Raw genomic sequence first — 18399 nt, 5'->3', positions numbered from 1 at the left:
ATTTCACCGCACTTTATAATGTACTTCACTCAACGCACGCAATCTTTCTGCCGCCTGTTCCGCCGTTAAATCGCGTTGGCTTTCGCCGAGCATTTCGTAGCCCACCATAAACTTGCGTACGGTGGCGGAACGTAAAAGCGGCGGGTAAAAGTGGGCGTGCAGTTGCCAATGTGCGTTTTCTTCGCCATTAAACGGGGCGGCGTGGAAGCCCATGGAATACGGGAAAGAGGTTTCAAACAGGTTGTCATATTTAGTGGTGAGCTTTTTAAGAATCACCGCCAAATCTTTCGCCTGCGCATCGCTTAATTCCGTTAAGCGTTTAACGTGGGCTTTCGGTAGCAATAGGATTTCAAAAGGCCAGACCGCCCAATAAGGCACGACGGCAAGCCAGTGCGCGGTTTCTACCACGATGCGCTCTTTTCTTTCCAATTCCTGTTGAACATAGTCCACCAACAGCACGGCACCATGTTTTTCATAATATTGACATTGTGCTTTATCTTCCCTAGCCACCTCGTTCGGCAGGAAGCTGTTCGCCCAGATTTGACCATGCGGGTGTGGGTTGGAGCAGCCCATTGCGGCACCTTTGTTTTCAAAAATCTGTACCCATTGGTATTTTTGCCCCAGTTCACGGAGTTGTTCCTGCCACACTTTAATGACTTCCTCGATCTCAAGTGCGGTCAATAATGGCAACGTTTTGCTGTGGTCGGGCGAGAAGCAAATAACACGACTTTCTCCACGGGCTTGCGAACTTTGGAACAGTGGATTGTCGTTCTGCTGCGGTGCCGGCGTATCTTCCAACAGTGCGGAAAAATCGTTTTTGAATACATAAGGCTTGTGATAATCCGGATTCGGTTCGCCGGTGATGCGTTTATTACACGGGCAAAGATAGCAGCTCGGGTCATGACTCGGCTTTTGTTCTTCACTCACTTTTTCCCGTTGTCCTTGCCAAGGGCGTTTGGCACGGTGGGGGGAAACCAAAACCCATTGGTCAATCAACGGGTTATATCGGCGATGGGGGTGTTCTGTCGGGTCAAAAACGGTTGACATAATGTGCCTCGATAAATTGATTTTTAGCTTATGAAAACGATTACAAAAAATATGTCATACCATACCATATTTAACGAAATAAACTGTTAGCGGGATCACAAAAATACATTTCGCCCATGCTTTATCGTAAAAACACGTCAGAAAACGGAAAATTTTGTGACGAACCCGGCAATTTTTAAAGTAAGCGTTTTCAAAAAGAAAAATTTAGGATTATGATTTGCCTAATTTTAACGACATAATAAAGGTATTCCATGGTCACAATTCGAGATGTCGCCAACCAAGCCGGCGTATCTGTCGCAACGGTTTCCAGAGTATTAAACAATCATCCTTCAACGAAGGACAAGACCCGCCATTTAGTGTTAAATGCCATTGAGCAATTAGGCTATCGCCCTAACGCCAACGCGCAGGCATTGGCTTCGCAAAGTTCTGATACTCTTGGCGTGGTGGTCACCGATGTCACGGATTCGTTTTTCGCCATTTTGGTTAAAGCGGTAGATCATGTGGCAATGGAGCACGGCAAAAATATTTTGATCGGCATGGGATACCATCAGGCGGAAAAAGAACGTGATGCAATCGATACCCTGTTACGAAAACGTTGCAATTGTTTGGTGGTGCATTCTAAAGCTTTGGATGATCAAACCCTGGCGGAATACTTGGATTCAGTTCCCGGCATGGTGATTATCAATCGCTGCATTAAAGGTTATGAATCCCGCTGCGTCAGCCTGGACAATCGAAAAGGCACTTTTATCGCCACCAACACCCTGATTCAAGCCGGTCATCGACATATCGGTTACATCGGCTCCAATCATAAAATTAACGATGAAACAGAACGTAAACAAGGTTATTTGAATGCGCTGACCGAACACCATATTCCTATAGTAGAAAACGCCATTGTGCATAATTCACCGGATTTTGAAGGCGGGGAAGAAGCCATGATTAACCTCTTGAGTTATAACGACAATCTCACGGCAGTGGTGGCGTATAACGATTCCATGGCGGCGGGCGCGTTATCCGTCTTAAATGAAAACAATATCAAAGTGCCGAAGCAATTTTCCATTATCGGCTTTGACGATATGCCTATCGCCCGCTATTTGGTACCGAAATTAACTACTATTCGCTATCCCATTGATCTCATGGCGAATTATGCAGCAAAACTGGCACTAGGTCTGGTAGATATGGACATTTGCCTGCCCATTAACCCCCAATTCAATCCGACCTTGGTTCAACGTTTTTCCGTCGAAAATATACATCACACGGGAGAATAACGCTAAATTTTAACTATTTTTTACATTAAAGATGTAATCGTTTTCATAAATGTGAATATGATCACAGTCTTGAAACATAAAAACCTGTATGCTACGTCCAATTACCTGAGTACCGATTGCAGTGTAAAAAGGTAAGAATTGATAATAATTCCTTAAAAATTATCATGTTAAATACCTCTTCCAATTTTAAAACAGTCAATGGAGAACATCTAGTATGAAAAAAACAGTATTAAGTGCGGTGGTTTTCTCGATAGTTTTTGGTATCGGCATCAGTACAACACAAGCAGAAACCCGTATCGGTGTAACCATTTACAAATATGATGACAATTTCATGTCTTTAATGCGTAAAGAAATTCAAAAAAATGCAGAACAATTACAAAACGTAAAACTGCTGATGAATGATTCTCAAAACGCACAATCTATCCAAAACGACCAGGTGGACGTATTACTTTCCAAAGGTGTGAAAGCGCTTGCCATTAACTTGGTTGACCCTTCCGCCGCACCGACAATTATCGGCAAAGCCAAACCGGATAATATCCCGGTGGTGTTCTTCAACAAAGATCCGGGTGCAAAAGTCATTGGCAGCTATGAAAACGCTTATTATGTAGGTACGGATCCGAAAGAATCCGGTTTAATCCAAGGGGATTTAATCGCTAAACAATGGAAAGCCATGCCGGCATTAGACTTAAATAAAGACGGCAAAATCCAATATGTGTTATTAAAAGGCGAACCGGGCCACCCTGATGCGGAAGCACGTACCAAGTATGTGATTGAGCAACTAAACGCGCAAGGCATTCCAACGGAACAACTCTTTATCGACACCGGGATGTGGGATGCGGCACTGGCAAAAGACAAAATGGATGCGTGGTTATCCAGCTCTAAAGCCAATGACATTGAAGTCATTATTTCCAACAACGACGGCATGGCGATGGGCGCATTGGAAGCAACCAAAGCACACGGCAAAAAATTACCGATTTTCGGGGTAGATGCGTTGCCTGAAGTATTACAACTCATCAAGAAAGGCGACATTGCAGGTACCGTATTGAATGACGGCGCGACTCAAGGTAAAGCGATTGTGGATTTATCCAACAACCTGGCAAACGGCAAACCGGCTACCGAAGGCACCAAATGGGAGCTTAAAGATCGCGTTGTGCGCATTCCTTATGTTGGCGTAGATAAAGACAACTTGTCTCAATTCTTAAAATAAATCATTTGTTTTAAATTCAGAGGGGAAGGCATAGACACTGATGAAGTCTCTTCCCCTTTTTTGTGAGGTTGGATATGACAGAACAAAATCAAAGTCCAAGCGGAAACCAAAGTCAAAGCGGTGAAGTGCTGCTTACGATGAAGGATGTCAGTAAATCCTTTCCGGGCGTAAAAGCCTTAGATCAGGCGAATCTGACCGTCCGTTCACATTCTGTACACGCATTGATGGGGGAAAACGGTGCGGGTAAATCCACACTGCTAAAATGTTTATTTGGTATTTATGCTAAAGATGAAGGCGATATTTTATTTTTAGGCAAGCCCGTTAACTTTAAAACCTCAAAAGAAGCCCTGGAAAACGGCATTTCCATGGTGCACCAGGAATTGAATCTGGTGCGTCAGACCAGCGTAATGGATAACCTGTGACTCGGACGTTATCCGCTGAAAGGACCGTTTGTGGATCACGCCAAAATCTATCGTGATACCAAAGCCATTTTTGACGAGTTGGATATTGATATTGATCCGAAAGAAAAAGTGGCGAAACTTTCCGTTTCTCAAATGCAGATGATCGAAATTGCGAAAGCGTTTTCTTATAACGCCAAAATCGTGATTATGGATGAACCGACATCCTCCCTTTCCGAAAAAGAAGTGGAACATCTGTTTAAAATCATTCAAAAACTCAAAGATCGCGGTTGCGGCATTATTTATATTTCCCACAAAATGGATGAAATCTTCAAAATTTGCGACGAAATCACCATTTTACGCGATGGCAAATGGATTAACACCGTGCCGGTGAAAGGTTCCACCATGGAACAAATTGTTTCCATGATGGTGGGTCGTGAGCTGACCCAACGCTTCCCGGAAAAAACCAATACGCCGAAAGAAGTGATTTTAACGGTAGAAAATCTGACCGCACTTAATCAACCGTCCATTCAGGACGTGTCATTCGATTTGCGCAAAGGTGAAATTTTAGGTATCGCCGGCTTGGTCGGAGCAAAACGTACGGATGTGGTGGAAGCCATTTTCGGCGTGCGTGAACTGAAAAGCGGCACCATTACCTTGCACGGAAAAACAGTGAAAAATCACACCGCACTTGAAGCCATCAATAACGGCTTTGCGCTGGTGACCGAAGAACGCCGCTCCACCGGGATTTATTCCAATTTAAGCATTGAATTCAATTCTTTGATTTCCAATATGAAATCCTATCTCACCTCCTGGAAATTACTGAGCAACAAAAAAATGCGCAGCGACACCCAATGGGTGATTGATTCCATGAACGTGAAAACACCGTCCCACAAAACCACGATCGGTTCCCTTTCCGGCGGTAACCAACAAAAAGTGATTATCGGACGCTGGTTACTTACCCAACCGGAAATTCTCATGCTGGACGAACCGACCCGTGGTATCGACATCGGTGCGAAATTTGAAATTTACCAACTCATTCAGGAACTCGCCAAAAAAGACAAAGGCATCATTATGATTTCTTCCGAAATGCCTGAATTGCTTGGGGTCACCGACCGAATTTTGGTGATGAGTAACGGTAAAGTCGCCGGTATTGTGGAAACCGCGAACACCTCACAAGAAGAAATTTTGCAACTTGCGGCAAAATATTTATAAATAGGAAAGGAATACATTATGAGTGCTTTAGAAAAAAATAAATCCTTTGATTTTCTGAAACAGAATGCGATTTATTTTGTGTTATTGATTTTACTTGGCATCATCATCGCACAGGATCCGTCATTTCTTAACTTAATGAACTTCAGTAACATTCTTACCCAATCTTCCGTGCGTTTAATCATCGCCCTTGGGGTTGCCGGCTTACTGGTGACACAAGGCACCGACTTATCCGCTGGTCGTCAGGTTGGTTTGGCGGCGGTGATTTCCGCCACTATGTTGCAATCCATGGAAAACATAAACCGCGTGTTCCCGGATTTGGGCGAAATTCCGATTCCGGTAGTCATTCTTGCGGTCTGTGCCGTGGGTGCGGTTATCGGTTTGGTCAACGGCTTAGTTATCGCTTATCTGAACGTGACACCATTTATCGCCACCATGGGCACCATGATCATCGTGTACGGTTTCAACTCCCTCTATTACGATACCGTGGGCGGTTCCCCGATTGCCGGTTTCAGCGAAAACTTCTCCACCTTCGCTCAAGGTTTCTTCCGCATCGGCTCATTTAAACTTTCCTACATCACCATTTACGCCGCCATTTGTGCCTTCCTGGTGTGGGTCATGTGGAATAAAACCCGCTTCGGAAAAAACATCTTCGCCATTGGTGGCAACCCGGAAGCGGCAAAAGTGTCCGGTGTTAATGTAGCGCGTAACCTCGTGGTAATCTACATCATCGCCGGGATGTTCTACGCCTTCGGCGGTATGTTGGAGGCCGGTCGTATCGGCAGTGCGACCAATAACCTCGGCTTCATGTACGAATTAGACGCCATCGCAGCCTGCGTAGTGGGCGGCGTCTCCTTCGCCAGCGGTGTGGGTACGGTTATCGGCGTTATCACCGGGGTGATTATCTTCACCGTCATCAACTACGGCTTAACCTACATCGGCGTCAACCCTTACTGGCAATACATCATCAAAGGTAGCATCATCATCCTTGCCGTTGCCATCGACTCCTTGAAATACGCGAAGAAAAAATAATTTTCTACAGAAAAACGCCATAAACAACGACCGTACTTTTTGAAGTGCGGTCGTTGTTCCAACCGTTTTTCGATCAATAACCTGCCAACCACTCCCGTAATTTCGCTACATCGGTTTGCCATTCTTTTGCCAGCAAATTCACCCAATGAGCGATATTGCCCTGCCAGTCTGCCGTGTCGGCATTCTGTGCCTGCGCGGCAATCCATTGTAAGCGTTTTAACCCCACGGAAGCCAGTGCGCCTTTGATTTTATGCACGATGGATAGCACCTCCGGTTGAGTGTGCGGATCGTTCAAATACGCCTGATAAGCCTGTTGTAGCTCGGCGACATAATCCTGCATGGTTTGCTCGAATAAAATGAGATTGTTTTTCACGAAATCCGCCCCCAGCATTTCCACCAACTCCGTGAGCATTTTCGTATCCAACTCCACAGATTCCGCTTGCGGTTTATTGCTCGGCAGGTTGAATTGAGTCAGTTCTTCGCCGAAATAATCATGCAGGCAATGTCTCAGTTCCTCTAAAGAGAGCGGCTTATGAATCACATCGTCCATGCCTTGCGCCAGATATTCCTGTTTTTTCTGCACCACATTTGCCGTCAGCGCAATAAGCGGCGGGAGAAAATCATAAACGCCGTTTTCGTAGTTTTGGCGGAAGTGGGCGGCAATATCAAAGCCTGACATATCGGGCAGCTGAATATCCAGAAACACCAGATCGTAGTAATTTTGTTCAAATTTGCGAATGGCTTCGGCGCCGGTCATGGCGATATCAATTTGATAACCCAATTTCTCCAACATAGATTTCGCCACCACCACATTCACTTCAATATCTTCTACCAAAAGAATGTTTAGTTTTAGCGGCAAATGTTCATCTTCTTCTACCGGCTTGATAGCTTGTCGGGCTTTGAACGTAAATAAGAAGGTCGAACCCTTGCCCACTTCGCTACTGACGGTTAAATCGCCACCCATCAGTTGTGCAATGGTTTTTGACACGGACAACCCGATGCCGCTGCCTAAGGATTTATTAGCATCAGAACCCGCTTGATAATATAGTTCAAAAATCTTCTGCAAATCCTGCTCGACAATACCGATACCGGTATCTGTTACGCGCAACGCAAATTCTTCCTCTGCTGTCTGCTCCACAGATAAGGTAACGCTGCCCTGTTGAGTGAATTTCACCGCGTTATTGATCAAATTCCACAGCACTTGGTTTAACCGCACGCCGTCCAACATCAGCCAATTAGGTAGCGTCGGCGGGCAAACCAATTGAAATTGCAAATGCTTTTCTTCCGTCATTAATAACGCGAAATTGGCAATGTCATTGAGCAACGCGTATAAATCCGTGGCTTTACGATTGAGTTCAATACGTTTCGCATCAATTTTTTCTAAATCAATGATGTCACTAAAAATATGGGCGAGAGAAAGGGCACTGCTGTTGATAGTTTTAAGATAATTTTGTTGTCGTTCGGAGGGATTTTCTTCCAACAAAATACGGCTCAAGCCGATAATGCCGTTTAACGGCGTGCGTAACTCGTGACTGATGGTGGTCATCAAGGTGGTTTTATCGCGGTTGATTTTTTCCAGGTTATCCAAAGCTTCCGACAATTTCTTCTCCGCCGATACCCGCTCTTGAACTTCTCTGCGCAGCTCTTCTACGGAACACGAAAGCGCCTGACGGGAGTGTTCCAGTTTTTCCACCAATACCGTGAAAAAATAAATCACAAAAGGCGCAGAAATCAAACCGAACACAATGGAGCGTGCCACATCTGCCCAAAGAATTTTCCCCATTACCAACAAACTAAGCAGAATTTGCGTACAAAGTGCCAGCACCGCCAGCACCATTACGCCAAGCAAAGAAAAGCGAATGCGCCCGAGACGGATCACCCAATCCACATAGCGTCGAACAAAGTCTTTAAGATTTTTCATAGCATTTCGTGACAAGAGAAAAAGGATGAGTATTGTACCCTACAGAAAATACGCGGAGAAGTTTTGCCCAGACAAAAAAGTGCGGTCGAAAAACACAATGAATTTCGACCGCACTTTAAGAGAAAAATTACCCCGAGAGATTAACCGTTGTAACGTTTGAACACGAGGCTGGCGTTAGTACCACCGAAGCCGAAGCTGTTAGACATCACAGTCTGCAAACCGGCGTTTTCAACGGTTTCAGTGACGATGTTACAACCTTGCGCCTGTTCGTCCAGAGTCTCAATGTTAATGCTTGGGGCGATGAAATCATTGTGTAACATTAACAAAGTATAAATGGCTTCATGCGCGCCAGCTGCGCCTAAAGAGTGACCGGTCATGGATTTGGTGGAAGAAATTGCCGGGATTTTATCGCCGAACACATTTTTAATCGCGCCCAATTCTTTCACATCACCCACCGGGGTGGAGGTACCATGTACGTTGATGTAATCAATAGGCGCATCCAAACCTGCCATCGCTTGCTTCATACAGCGCTCTGCGCCTTCACCGCTCGGTGCCACCATGTCATAGCCATCGGAAGTGGCGCCATAGCCCACGATTTCCGCATAAATTTTCGCACCGCGCGCTAACGCGTGTTCCAATTCTTCCACCACCACGACTGCACCGCCGCCGGCAATCACGAAGCCGTCACGGTTGGCATCGTAGGCACGGGACGCTTTGGTCGGGGTGTCGTTGTATTTGGTGGAAACAGCGCCCATGGCGTCGAATTCAGTGGCACATTCCCAAGACAGCTCCTCCGCTCCACCGGCGAAAACGATGTCTTGCTTGCCTAATTGAATTAATTCGTAAGCGTTACCGATACAGTGTGCGGAAGTGGCGCACGCGGAGCTGATACTGTAACTCACACCTTTGATTTTGTACGGGGTTGCCAAACAGGCGGACACGCTGGACGCCATGGTTTTGGTTACTGCATAAGGACCGATAGCTTTCACGCCGCGCGGACCGCGTACGGCGTCACAAGCAATTAATTGGTTATGGGCGGAACCCGTGCCTGCGCCGATCACCAAACCGGAGCGCTCGTTGGAGACTTGATCTTCCGTTAAGCCGGCATCTTCGATGGCTTCTTTCATAGAAAGATACGCATAGGCGGCAGCATCGCCCATGAAACGATAAATTTTACGATCAATTAATTCGCTCGGATTAAGTTTAACGGTGCCCGCCACATGGCTGCGCATTTTCATTTCGATAAATTCGGGAACCACTTCAATACCGGATTTACCGGCTTTTAACGAAGCCAATACTTCTTCTTTATTGTTACCAATACTCGAAATGATACCAAATCCGGTAATTACGACTCTTTTCATTCTCTGTTCCTTAATCTGTTAGAGGGAAATTCGACTTACATATGTTAGCTGAAAGGCAATTTACTATGAAATCAGAATATTGCAAGCATTAATTATAACGTTAGACCAGTTAGGCAAAATCGGCGTATCATATAGCCATCTTGAAAATTAACAGAGGAAAGCAAGACCAATGCGCGTTATTACTCACGCCGACATCACATTCAACCAAGAAAACACGCCCGTTTCCAATCAATTTGATGACGTCTATTTTTCCAATCAGGACGGTTTAGAAGAAAGTCGCCATGTTTTTCAACAGGGCAACCAATTATGGCAGCGCTGGCAAAGTCATGAGCCGGCGCATTTCGTCATTGCGGAAACCGGCTTCGGCACAGGGCTGAATTTCTTTGCCGTCACAATGCTTTTCCGGGAATTTCGTCAGCAATTTCCGCAAGCAAAATTACGACGCTTATTTTTCCTTTCCTTTGAAAAATACCCGCTGACCTCGGAAGCCCTGAAACGCGCCCATCAGCATTACCCACAATTTTTCGCCCTCGCCGAACAATTACAGGCGTATTGGTTGGAACCCATTGAAGGCTGCTATCGTTTTCATTTTGAAGAAACTACCCTTGATTTATGGTTCGGTGATATTCACACCAATTTGCCGCAACTCGGCGATTATATGCGGGAGAAAATCGACGCTTGGTTTTTAGACGGTTTCGCGCCGAGCAAAAATCCCGAAATGTGGAACGACGGACTGTACGCGCAAATGTATCGCTACACCAAATCGCACGGCACCTTCGCCACCTTCACCGCAGCAAGCGCGGTGCGCAAAGGCCTGGAAAATGCGGGATTCAGCGTGCAAAAACGCAAAGGCTTCGGCAAAAAACGGGAATGTTTGGCGGGTGAAAAAACGTTTATAAAACCCACCGCACTTTTCACCCCCTGGTATCTTCCGCAAGCGGCACAATTTCAAGAAAAAGCCGATGTCGCCATTATCGGCGGAGGCGTGGCGTCGGTGTTTACCGCTCTTTCCCTCATTCAACGAGGCACCAAGGTCACCTTGTATTGCGAAGATCCGCAACCGGCGATGAACGCTTCCGGCAACAAACAAGGCGCTTTTTATCCGCAACTCAGCGACGATGACGAACGCAACATTCGCTTTTACATTCACGCCTTTGCTTACGGCTTACAACTGTTACACGAAGCGGAAAAACACATCGACTTTGAACATGAATTTTGCGGCGTGGCATTGTGCGGCTATAACGAAAAAAGTGCGGTCAAATTACATCACATTTCGCAATATCACTTGCCCACCGATCTTTATCAAGCCTTAACGCAGGCGGAATTAAGCGAAAAAGTCGGTTTGCCGTTGCCTTGTGGCGGCGGATTTATCCCCCAAGGGGCATGGCTTGCGCCACAGCAACTGGTGCAAAATCTTTTTGCGCACTTACAACAACAGGGCTTGATCTTAAAAACGCAGGAAAAAATGACCGCACTTTCATGGCTGGGCGACCACTGGCAGCTCACCAATGAACAAGGCGAACGCTTTCAACATCAAATTGTGGTGCTGGCGAACGGACATCAGCTCCCTCAGTTCCCGCAAACGCAGCATTTGCCGCTCTATGCCGTGCGCGGTCAGGTCAGCAAAATTCCTACCTCAGAAAATTTGTTGAAACTGAAATCCGTGCTCTGCTACGACGGCTATCTCACGCCTGCGGATCAAGCAAAAACCAGCCATTGCATCGGTGCCAGCCATGTGCGCGATTGCGCCGATCGTCGCTTTAGCGAACGGGAACAACAGGAAAATCAGGCAAAAATCCAAAGAAACTTAGCCGAAATGCCTTGGGTAAACGATGTGGACACTTCCGCCAATCTGGCGCGAATCGGCGTGCGCTGTGCCGTACGGGATCGTATTCCGATGATGGGAAATGTGCCTGACTTTGATCGCCAATGTGCGGATTACAAAAATCTGTTTAACCTCCGCCGCCGCAAACAATCCATTCCGCCTGCCGCCCACTATCCGAATCTCTATTTAATCGGCGCCCTCGGCTCACGTGGCTTAACCTCCGCTCCGATATTGGGCGAAACCTTAGCGTCATTGATTCACAACGAACCACTCCCGCTGAGTGAAGACTTAATTCACCACCTATCAGCAAGTCGCAGCTGGATACGTAAGCTGCTGAAGGGAACGTCCATTGAAAATCTCTAATAACTTTATGATAAGACCTATTCCACCGATGAAGTTTATTTCCTTCAAAAGCTGAACAATCATGACATATATCAAATAAGCTCAATGTAACTTATCTTTATTTCTTGCAAAAGAAATGAATTTCATTATCATTGCGCGAATTATTTTCATTTATCCACAGAAGTAAAATTCGCATACCGAAGGTCACATATGAGCAAATTAAAATTAGGCTACCTCTCCTCTCATATTATTTTCCTTGCTTTAAGCGTTTCCACTGCCTACGCCGAAAACGACACACAGGAAAAATTAAATGAAATTGTGGTTTCAGGCAGCAGTGAAGGCAATGGAAATTCTGATGATAGAACCCCGCCCAAAATCGGTGAAACGGTTAAAAGTGCGAAAAAATTAGAGAAGCAACAAGCTCAAGATGTAAAAGATTTAGTTCGTTATGACACCGGTGTAACGGTAGTCGAAGCGGGGCGTTTCGGTAATAGCGGCTTTGCTGTGCGTGGTGTGGAGGAAAATCGGGTTGCGATTCAAATTGACGGACTGGCACAAGCAGAAACCATCTCATCACAAGGTTTTAAAGAATTATTTGAAGGTTACGGTAATTTTAATAATACACGTAATAGTGCAGAAATTGAGACACTAAAACAAGTTACGATCCGAAAAGGTGCTGATTCTTTAAAATCAGGTAGTGGCGCATTAGGTGGTTCGGTCAGTTTTGAAACCAAGGATGCACGCGACTATTTGACCGATAAAAACTATTATGCTTCCTACAAGCGGGGCTACAACACAGCAGATAACCAAAATCTCAATACACTAACGCTTGCCGGTCGCTATAAATATTTTGACGCAATTGCTGTTCTTACATCACGCAAAGGACATGAATTAGAGAATTTTGGTTACAAAAACTACAACGAGAGAGTTCAGGGAAAAACCAGAGAGAAGGCCGATCCCTATCGCCGCACTTTAGACAGTAAATTGTTGAAATTTGCATTTCAACCAACAGATAACCACCGCTTCTCCGTTATGGCAGATTTATATAAGCAAACCTCTAAAGGACATGATTTTTCTTACACATTAAAGCCAAATACTCAATTTAGAACCTATGACGAGGAAGAGTTACGTCACACCAATGATAAAGTAGAACGTAAAAATTTCGCCTTTACCTATGAAAACTTCACAACAACACCGCTTTGGGATACATTGAAAATCACCTATTCCCAACAAAAAATTACAACCCGAGCAAGAACAGATGATTATTGTGATGGAAATGATAAGTGCCCTACCTCACAAAATAAGTTAGGTATGAAATATAATGAGGATAATAAACTTGTCGGTAATGATAATAAATTAGCCAAATATACAAATACTCCGGCACAAACAAAAACAATAAAAGAGCAAGTCCCTTTAGATCCAAGTAGCACTGCAAAATACCGGTGGCAAAAAGCACAATGGCATGTGCTGGAACAAAAATATCCGGGGGTAAAATATTCTAAATACTGTGAAGAAGATGAAACAGATCCGAGTAATTTCTGTACTGTTGAACTAAAAATCCCCGGAGCCCCGGCTAAAAAATCCTTTGAAATAAATGGAAAAGAATACGATTTAAAATCGGAAGAGGTTATTGGTGATGAACAAACTCTGACAACAAATACTTCACATATATTAAGCTGTGATGCTATAAACTGTAATAAAAAAACGATTGGGGGTTTTCAACGTGATGGAACACCGGTTGATATTCCATTCGAAGTTTTTGAACGTGATGGTAAAAAATATGCCAAAACTAAAGTAATGAGTAAGGATCAATTAAGCGGTCCGGTATTTTTCATGCCAAATAAATCCGGCTATCAAGAAAACTTATGGACTCAGCGTGATCTTACAACCAAAACAAAGCAGATCAATATTGATTTAACAAAGCATATTGAAATCTCCGGTACAGAACATGATCTGTCCTATGGTGGGCTATGGGCAGAATCTAAAAAAGAAATGATAAATATTTCAGGCATCAGTGCTAGAAATATAAAGTGGTGGGCTCAGTATCCTAAAGATTGTTCACCTTCAATAAATAATCCGGATCGCTACAACGCACTTTGCAATAGAAAGAATGTTTATTCTTTCCTAATTCCTGTGAAAACTAAAACAGGCGCACTATACTTTATTGACGATTTCAAATTAAATGATTACTTCAGTTTCGGTATCGGTTACCGTTATGACCGTGTGAAATATAATCCGGAATATATCCCCGGCGTCACCCCCAAAATTCCTGATGATCTGGTAACTAATCTGTATATAACAGATCCAAAGTTTGATCCATCCGATTTAATATCTCCTGAAAATCAGGCAAGACGGGAAGCTAACGCAAACGCGAATATTAAAAAAATTGCGCAGCCGAAAAAGTTCTCTGCCAGCTCATATTCATTGAATACGACGGTAGATCCACTAGATTGGTTACGTTTGCAGGCGAAATATAGCAAAGCATTCCGGGCACCAACCGGTGATGAGATTTATTTTACCTTTAAACACCCTGATTTCTCTGTATTACCCAATAAGGATCTTGAGCAAGAAACAGCAAAAACGAAAGAATTGTCTGTAACCTTACATAATGATATGGGTTATATTTCTACGTCTGTATTTGAGACCCGGTATAATAACTTCATTGATTTGGTATACAAAGGCAACAAACAACTACAAGGGCATTCCAAGTTACGCCCGTTTAATGTATATCAAAATATAAACAGACCCAATGCAAAAGTAACGGGTTTTGAAATCGTATCTCAAATTTCGCTTAATGATTTAGCAAAAATCCTTAATGGATTTAATTTAAGTTATAAATACACTTACCAAAAAGGAAGAATGGATGGCGATATTCCGATGAACGCAATTCAGCCCAGAACTGCTGTTTATGGTATAGGTTATGTTCATTCTGATGATAAATTCGGTTTAGATCTGTATATAACTCATGCCGGTGCAAAACAAGCTAAAGATACTTACAATATGTACCACAAAGAGGAAGGAAAAAAAGACAGCTCCATCAAATGGCGTAGTAATTCTTATACAACGATTGATTTACTTGGTTACATTAAGCCAATCAAAAATTTAACTTTAAGAGCCGGAGTATATAATCTCACAAACAGAAAATATATTACTTGGGATTCTGCGAGATCAATCCGCCCATTTGGTACAAGTAATCTGATTGACCAAAAGAGTGGATTGGGTATCAACCGCTTCAACGCACCGGGTCGTAATTATAGACTTTCAATGCAACTTGAATTCTAACCAAACAAAAAGGAGAAGCCCTCGCTTCTCCTTTTCTTTCGCTTTAAAGTGCGGTCGTTTTAAAAAACGTTTTTCAAAACGACCGCACTTTTATACGATTTGGCATTCACTTACGCCGCCACCATCACCATTGCCGGGCGGATGACGCGTCCGTTTAACAGGTAGCCTTTTTGTAATACGGCGGTGATTTGGTTGCTTTGAAAACCTTCCGCCGGCTGCATGGAAATGGCTTGGTGTAATTCCGGGTCGAAAACTTCACCGACCGCGCCGACAGGTTCAATACCGAAGCGGGCAACCGTTGCCAATAATTCTTTTAAAGTCAGTTCAACGCCATCAAACAGCGCTTTTACGCTTTCATCTTCGGTATTTGCCGGGGTGGCCAGTGCGCGCTCTAAATTATCGATCGTATTTAAAATGTCTTTGGCAAATTTTTCCAAAGCAAATTTATGCGCTTTTTCAATATCTTGTTCGGTGCGACGACGAATATTATCGATTTCGGCGCGGGTACGTAGCAATAAATCCTGTTCTTTTTTTGAGGTTTCGGCAAGTTGAGCTTCTAACTCCTGAACACGCGCAATGGCTTCTTCCAACGGGTCTTCACCCTGTTCTTTTAGTTCATCAACAACGTCTTCCGGTTGAATCTCTTGTTCCAATTCGTGCTGATTATCTGCGCTTTGGTGGTTTGTCATTCTTATTTCTCCTTGAGTCAAATTTGGGCGATTATAGCAAAAAATCTTAAACTTACCATGTGCGCCGACTGGCAAGCAAAAGGCGTTCTATTGTAATATAATGCCCAATTTTCCGAATTCAAGTTAATCACAAGATAAATATGGATACCTTAAATGCGGTGAAACCGCACAGCTTACACACGTCATTTCAGACCATTGGTTTGGTGGGGAAACCGAGAAATGACTTAAACCTGCAAATGCATAAAAACCTGTTTTTTTGGCTGTTGGAGCACGGTTATCATGTTCTGGTTGAACGGGAAATCGGGGAAAAAATCGAACTTCCGCCGAAACATTTGGCGTCCGTTGATGAAATCGGCAGCGAAGCGCAGCTTGCTATCGTTATCGGCGGTGACGGCAATATGCTGGGGCGTGCGCGAATCCTTGCCAAATACGACATTCCGCTCATAGGCATTAACCGCGGAAACTTAGGTTTTTTAACGGACATTGACCCGAAAAACGCCTATGCACAGTTGCAAGCCTGTTTGGAACACGGCGAGTTTTTTGTGGAAGAGCGCTTTTTATTAAAAGCCTCTATTGAGCGGGATAATGAAATTGTCGCAAGCGGTATCGCCGTTAATGAAGTGGTGATTCACCCGGCAAAAATCGCCCACATGATTGATTTTCATGTACACATTAACGATCAATTTGCCTTTTCCCAACGTTCTGACGGTTTAATTATTTCCACGCCCACCGGTTCCACCGCTTATTCGCTGTCCGCCGGCGGTCCGATTTTAACGCCGAAACTGGATGCCATCGCTTTGGTGCCGATGTTTCCACACACCCTGACTTCACGCCCTTTGGTGATTGACGGCAACAGCAAAATTTCAATGCGTTTCGCCGAATACAATACTTCACAACTGGAAGTGGGCTGCGACAGCCAAATCACCATGCCGTTCTCCCCTTATGATGTGGTGCACATCCAAAAAAGCGAACATAAGCTACGTTTGCTGCACCTAAAAAACTACAATTATTACAAAGTATTAAGTTCTAAATTAGGTTGGTTACGCAATAAATCCTAACGCAATAAAAATTCGCTTTACTGTATATTAGAACAGTATTATACTGACAAACATACAGTAAAGAGGATTGTTTATGTTAACCCAACTCACTATCAATAATTTTGCTATCGTACGCCACTTAAACATTGAATTAATGCAAGGCATGTCCGTGATTACGGGCGAAACCGGCGCAGGAAAATCCATTGCCATTGATGCTTTAGGCGTTTGTTTGGGGCAACGTATAGAAGCTTCCATGCTACGCGAAGGGCAGGAACGCGCCGACATTTGCGCTACCTTTCAAATCAGCCGAAACAATCCCGCCTACCAATTTCTGTTGGAGCACGACTTACAGGATCAAGACAATCCCGAAGAGTGTATTTTACGCCGCATGATTAATCATGATGGACGCTCCAAAAGTTTTATTAACGGCATTCCCGTCGCCGCCGTGCAGCTCAAAGAAATCGGGCAACACCTGATTCAAATCAGCGGACAACACGCTTCACAACTGTTATTAAAAAACGAATATCAGCTACAACTGGTGGACAGTTTTTGTCATCACCCCGCCCTTTTACAACAAATGCAAACAGATTACCAACGCTGGCGCGATCTGCAACAGCAAATGAAAACCTTTCAGCAAAAATGTGCGGGAAATGAAGCCCGAAAGCAACTCTTGCAATATCAAGTCAGCGAACTGGATGAATTCAATTTGAAAGCCAATGAATATGCAGAATTGGAGGCGGATCATAACCGTTTGTCCAATAGCGAAGAATTGACCCAGCTTTCCCAATCCGTATTACAACTGTTAAGCGAAAATGAAACAGTGAGCGTAGACTCCCTGCTCTATCGTGCCACAAAACATTTAGACGAGCTTTGCAAACTGGATAGCCGTTACGCAGAAGTACAAAATTTACTCAATGAGGCGATGATTCAGGTGCAGGAAGCCACAGGTGAAATACAATCATTAAGCAGCAATATTGAGCAAGATCCCTCACTGTTGGCGAATATTGAACAACGCATCGGACAGGCGGTTCAACTGGCACGCAAACATAATGTAAAACCACAGGAATTGGTGGAATTGCACCACCAATTAAAAGCGGAATTGAATGCGTTAGAAGCATTTTCCGACAGCGAAGAAGAGCTCATTAAGCAAGCGGAGGCAGCGCATGAAAAAATGCTCGCCAGCGCCACCGCACTTCATCAAAGTCGCCAAAGCGGAGCACAAAAATTGGCGCAACAAGTAACCAAATCCATTAAACAGCTCGCCATGGAACACGCGGAATTTTTCATTACACTGGACACAGATTACGACAAAATCGGGGCAAACGGCGCAGATTTCGCCACATTCACGCTGCAAAGCAACCTGGGACAAACCGCCCAGCCGCTCGCAAAAATTGCTTCCGGCGGTGAACTTTCCCGCATTGCACTGGCGATTCAGGTGCAAGCTTCTAACCAAACGGCGATCCCAACCTTAATTTTCGATGAAATTGATGTGGGAATAAGCGGCGCCACTGCTAATGTAGTCGGAAAACTATTACGAAAACTCAGTGAAAAATGCCAGGTCATTTGCGTCACCCATTTGCCGCAGGTCGCCTGCCACGGCACACATCATTTTTCTGTAGAAAAATCCGCCGTTGATCAAAAAACGGAGACAAGAATGACCGCACTTTCCGCTCAACAACGGGTGAAAGCGCTGGCGAAGTTATTGGGCGGAAGCAAAATCACCGATGCCGTTTTAGCCAACGCACAGGAAATGTTAGATACTTCGATATGATAAAAAAAGA

11 protein-coding genes and 1 pseudogene are annotated in these 18399 nt (G+C 44.4%); 8 read left to right on the top strand and 4 right to left on the bottom strand.

Going from position 1 to position 18399, the window contains the following annotated elements:
• Nucleotides 1–3: 3 nt before the first annotated feature.
• A complete protein-coding gene (galT, locus tag LIN98_RS04865) occupies nucleotides 4–1047 on the bottom strand; it encodes a galactose-1-phosphate uridylyltransferase (protein WP_005591999.1) in 1044 nt (347 codons plus the stop codon).
• Between the two features lie 251 nt (nucleotides 1048–1298).
• Between galT and LIN98_RS04860 the strand changes: the two genes are divergently transcribed.
• The 4 genes and pseudogenes from LIN98_RS04860 (at nucleotide 1299) to mglC (ending at nucleotide 6161) form a co-directional block, all read left to right on the top strand.
• Nucleotides 1299–2312 (top strand): substrate-binding domain-containing protein, encoded by a 1014-nt coding sequence (locus tag LIN98_RS04860; protein WP_005567849.1) that lies wholly within the window; start codon nucleotides 1299–1301, stop codon nucleotides 2310–2312.
• A 214-nt stretch (nucleotides 2313–2526) separates the two neighbouring features.
• Nucleotides 2527–3519, top strand: a complete 993-nt coding sequence (gene mglB, locus LIN98_RS04855; RefSeq protein WP_005587985.1) for a galactose/glucose ABC transporter substrate-binding protein MglB — start codon at nucleotides 2527–2529, stop codon at nucleotides 3517–3519.
• A 74-nt stretch (nucleotides 3520–3593) separates the two neighbouring features.
• Nucleotides 3594–5132 (top strand): annotated as a pseudogene (gene mglA / locus LIN98_RS04850) (galactose/methyl galactoside ABC transporter ATP-binding protein MglA).
• A gap of 18 nt (nucleotides 5133–5150) precedes the next feature.
• Complete coding sequence (gene mglC, locus LIN98_RS04845; protein WP_050846211.1) at nucleotides 5151–6161, top strand: galactose/methyl galactoside ABC transporter permease MglC; 1011 nt, start codon at nucleotides 5151–5153, stop codon at nucleotides 6159–6161.
• Nucleotides 6162–6234: 73 nt separating this feature from the next.
• Here mglC and LIN98_RS04840 read toward each other — a convergent pair whose 3' ends face one another.
• Together LIN98_RS04840 and fabB are read right to left on the bottom strand one after the other, a co-directional pair.
• On the bottom strand, nucleotides 6235–8082 hold the full coding sequence (locus LIN98_RS04840; protein WP_014167652.1) for an ATP-binding protein: 1848 nt from the start codon (nucleotides 8080–8082) through the stop codon (nucleotides 6235–6237).
• Between the two features lie 140 nt (nucleotides 8083–8222).
• Entirely contained in the window at nucleotides 8223–9443 is a 1221-nt protein-coding gene (gene fabB / locus LIN98_RS04835; RefSeq protein ID WP_005551205.1) for a beta-ketoacyl-ACP synthase I, read from the bottom strand.
• Between the two features lie 169 nt (nucleotides 9444–9612).
• Here fabB and mnmC point away from each other — a divergent pair, with 169 nt between their 5' ends.
• Both mnmC and LIN98_RS04825 read left to right on the top strand, forming a co-directional pair.
• Nucleotides 9613–11631, top strand: a complete 2019-nt coding sequence (mnmC, locus tag LIN98_RS04830; protein WP_014167651.1) for a bifunctional tRNA (5-methylaminomethyl-2-thiouridine)(34)-methyltransferase MnmC2/FAD-dependent 5-carboxymethylaminomethyl-2-thiouridine(34) oxidoreductase MnmC1 — start codon at nucleotides 9613–9615, stop codon at nucleotides 11629–11631.
• Nucleotides 11632–11820: 189 nt separating this feature from the next.
• Entirely contained in the window at nucleotides 11821–14892 is a 3072-nt protein-coding gene (locus LIN98_RS04825) for a TonB-dependent hemoglobin/transferrin/lactoferrin family receptor (protein WP_050846213.1), read from the top strand.
• A 110-nt stretch (nucleotides 14893–15002) separates the two neighbouring features.
• Here the strand turns inward: LIN98_RS04825 and grpE are convergent, their stop codons facing one another.
• The gene (gene grpE / locus LIN98_RS04820; RefSeq protein WP_014167649.1) at nucleotides 15003–15581 is read right to left on the bottom strand and encodes a nucleotide exchange factor GrpE; all 579 of its coding nucleotides are present in this window, start codon (nucleotides 15579–15581) and stop codon (nucleotides 15003–15005) included.
• A gap of 140 nt (nucleotides 15582–15721) precedes the next feature.
• Between grpE and LIN98_RS04815 the strand changes: the two genes are divergently transcribed.
• Nucleotides 15722–16639 (top strand): NAD(+) kinase, encoded by a 918-nt coding sequence (locus tag LIN98_RS04815; RefSeq protein WP_005567872.1) that lies wholly within the window; start codon nucleotides 15722–15724, stop codon nucleotides 16637–16639.
• A gap of 73 nt (nucleotides 16640–16712) precedes the next feature.
• Entirely contained in the window at nucleotides 16713–18389 is a 1677-nt protein-coding gene (gene recN, locus LIN98_RS04810; protein ID WP_014167648.1) for a DNA repair protein RecN, read from the top strand.
• Nucleotides 18390–18399 lie beyond the last annotated feature (10 nt).

Source organism: Aggregatibacter actinomycetemcomitans, from assembly GCF_023518055.1.
Lineage (GTDB): Bacteria > Pseudomonadota > Gammaproteobacteria > Enterobacterales > Pasteurellaceae > Aggregatibacter > Aggregatibacter actinomycetemcomitans.
Note: the sequence above shows the minus strand (reverse complement) of the source record. Positions and strands in the feature narration are given on the sequence as shown.